The sequence below is a fragment of the Micromonospora sp. M51 genome (assembly GCF_018070305.1).
Taxonomy (GTDB): domain Bacteria; phylum Actinomycetota; class Actinomycetes; order Mycobacteriales; family Micromonosporaceae; genus Micromonospora; species Micromonospora parva.
On the sequence record NZ_JAGPXZ010000810.1, the window covers coordinates 1 to 2,623 of the forward strand.

At 70.8% G+C, this 2,623-nt stretch carries 3 protein-coding genes and 1 pseudogene; 2 read left to right on the top strand and 2 right to left on the bottom strand.

The annotated features are described in order from the left end of the window. A partial coding sequence (locus KBX53_RS29135) for an NCS2 family permease (RefSeq protein ID WP_210862804.1) occupies positions 1-898 on the bottom strand: 898 nt, incomplete at its 3' end. Between the two features lie 88 nt (positions 899-986). On the opposite strand from KBX53_RS29135, the gene KBX53_RS29140 reads away from it, so the two are divergent. Further along, positions 987-1,232 (top strand): DUF2530 domain-containing protein, encoded by a 246-nt coding sequence (locus KBX53_RS29140; RefSeq protein WP_030329642.1) that lies wholly within the window; start codon positions 987-989, stop codon positions 1,230-1,232. Between the two features lie 36 nt (positions 1,233-1,268). On the opposite strand, the gene KBX53_RS29145 is transcribed toward KBX53_RS29140, so the two are convergent. Continuing rightward, on the bottom strand, positions 1,269-2,108 hold the full coding sequence (locus KBX53_RS29145; protein ID WP_247676396.1) for a DUF3027 domain-containing protein: 840 nt from the start codon (positions 2,106-2,108) through the stop codon (positions 1,269-1,271). 88 nt (positions 2,109-2,196) lie between these two features. Here KBX53_RS29145 and KBX53_RS29150 point away from each other — a divergent pair. Further along, positions 2,197-2,623, top strand: a pseudogene (locus tag KBX53_RS29150) (MFS transporter); the annotation flags it as partial.

Below are 2,623 nucleotides of genomic sequence, written 5' to 3' on the forward strand. Positions count from 1 at the left end.
TGAACATCAGCACGACCAGCCAACCGGCCTTGCCCCACGAGTCCAGCACGTTGAACTTGCCGAGCAGCGACAGGTCCGGCAGGTCGACCACCGTCTTCGGCAGCTCCGGCACGTTCAACGACCAGCCCTTCGGATTGGGCTGACCGTTGACGAACGACGGGCCGATGTTGCCGATCGCCTCCACGATCACCGCGAGCACCGTCGAGGCGAGGATGCCGATCAGGATCGCGCCCTTCACCCGCCGGACCACCAGCACCAGCGTGATCAGCAGACCGACCACGAAGACCAGCATCGGCCAGCTCACCAGCTTGCCGCCGATGCCCAGGCCGACCGGGACGGTGGTGTTGGCGGCGTCCGGGATGCGCCGGACGAAGCCGGCGTCCACCAGACCGATGATGGTCAGGAACAGGCCGATGCCGACCCCGATCGCGGTCTTCATCTGGGTCGGGACCGAGCGGAAGACAGCGGTCCGCAGACCGGTCAGCACCAGCACCGCGATGATCACACCCTCGATCACCACCAGGCCCATCGCGTCGGCCCAGGTCATCTCGGGGGCGATCTCGTACGCCACCAGGGCGTTGACACCCAGACCGGCGGCGAGCGCCAGCGGGAACCGGCCGACCACACCCATCAGGATGGTCATCAGGCCGGCGACCAGCGCGGTCGCGGCTGCCAGTGCGGGGATCGGGAGGCTCTTGCCGTCACCGTCGACGGCGCCGCCCAGGATCAGCGGGTTGAGCACCACGATGTACGCCATCGTGAAGAAGGTCGCCAGGCCACCGCGTACCTCGCGGCTCAGCGTCGAGCCACGGGCGGAGATCTCGAAAAACCGGTCGAAACCGTTACGCGGATGAGCAGGGTTGGGAGGTGTGCCGTTCTCGGGCGGCGCTACGGCCATCAGGTCCTCGCAGGTGATCTTCCGATTGTCGCGCGCATCGTCCCAGATCGTCGGTGGGCAGCGGAAGTACATCCCGTACGCTTGCCGGGTGCCGAACGAGCAGCCACCGCGACCCGCACCACTGGACCCGCCGATGGTGCCGTTCGCGCTCGCCGGGTTGGTCGCGTGGGCGGTGGCCGGGCTGGTCCTGCTGATCTTCTTCCGGGGCTGGCTCACCGACAACGGTCACCAGAACTGGCTCTGGACCTGCCTCGCCGGCTTCCTCTGGGGTTTCCCGGGCCTCGCCGTGATGATGCGCCACGACGCCAACCGACGCCGCCGCCGCGCGAGGTGAGCTGGGCACCGCGCCGGAGCACTCCGGCGCGGTCGATCAGGAGTGCCCGTACGGCTCCGCCGGCTCGGCCGCCTCGACCGAGCCCGGGGCCCGGCTGACCGACATGGCCTCCACCGCGCTGTCGTCGTACACCGTGGGCAGCTCGTCGACAGCGGTCTCCGCCGCCTCGATCAACGTCTCGGAGTGGGCGCCGCAACCGTGATCGGCGCTCACCACCCGGCCGTCGTCGGGTGCGTAGAAGTTGCCGCACGCCCCGAAGGCCTGCCGCATCGCACCGGCCAACGGCAGGTAGAAACCGCAGGTGCCGCAGCGGGCGGCGGACGGGGCGGCGGTCGAGATGGCCGCGGCGGGGCCGTGGTCACCGTCGTACCAGCGCTGCGCCGTGTCGATGCGGCCCTCCCGGGAGAGCACGCGGGCGCGTCCGAGGCCCAACTCCCACGCCGTCTCCTCGACCGCCGGGTCGTCGGAGAGCAGGTAACCGGGGACCAGTCGGTCGTCGTCGGGTGAGGTCGGAAGCAGATCACCCGGGCCCAGGTCGCCCGGCTTGAGCCGCTCCTGCCAGGGCAGCCAGCCGGGCGCGAGCAGCGCGTCCGGGCCGGGCAGCAGGACCGTCTCGCAGATGGTCACCGTCTTGCTGCGCGGCACCCGGGTGACGGTGACCGCCCAGCGCCAACCGCGGTAACCGGCGAGGCGGCATTCGAAGTAGTGGGTGACCAGCCGGTCGCCCTCGGCCAGAACCTGCAGGTGATCGCCGACGTCGTCGGCGTCCACCTCGGTGATGCCAGCGCGAGCCACCTCGACGGCGGCGGCGCAGACCTGGTCGAGGCGGGCGGCACGGGTGGAGGCGGGCCTGGTCACCTCACCATTGTTCCCCATGCGCCTCGCAGGGGTGACAGGGACTCCCGGGGAACCTTTCCCAGCGGTGGTGCGGCGTACCCGGATCAGATGGGCGAGGATGGTGCACATGCCGTCGTACTCCCGCTCCGGGCGTTCCGTCCTCGGGCGGACCGTCGGCACCGGCATTCGCGCCGTCCGTCTGCTGCTGCGCGGTTCGGTGGGCAGCGGCCGCTGGGTGACCCGCCGGGCCGGCCGGGCCCGCGCCCGGGGCGCCGGCGGCGAGGTCGGCATGGTTCGCCTGTTCGACCTGCACGCGCTCTCCTGCGCTGGTGACACCCTGATCGCCATCGGCCTGGCCGGCACGATCTTCTTCAACGTGCCGCTCGGCGAGGCCCGCAGCAAGGTCGCGCTCTACCTGCTGGTGACCATGGTCCCGTTCGCGATGCTCGCCCCGGTGGTGGGCCCGCTGCTGGATCATTTCCGACACGGCCGGCGGTACGCCCTGGCCGCGACGATGCTCGGCCGCGCCTTCCTCGCCTGGTTGATCTCCGACT

Excerpts from the sequence above, each read along its gene's own strand:
- KBX53_RS29145 (WP_247676396.1), bottom strand. The coding sequence starts at position 2,108 with ATGGGGAACAATGGTGAGGTGACCAGGCCCGCCTCCACCCGTGCCGCC.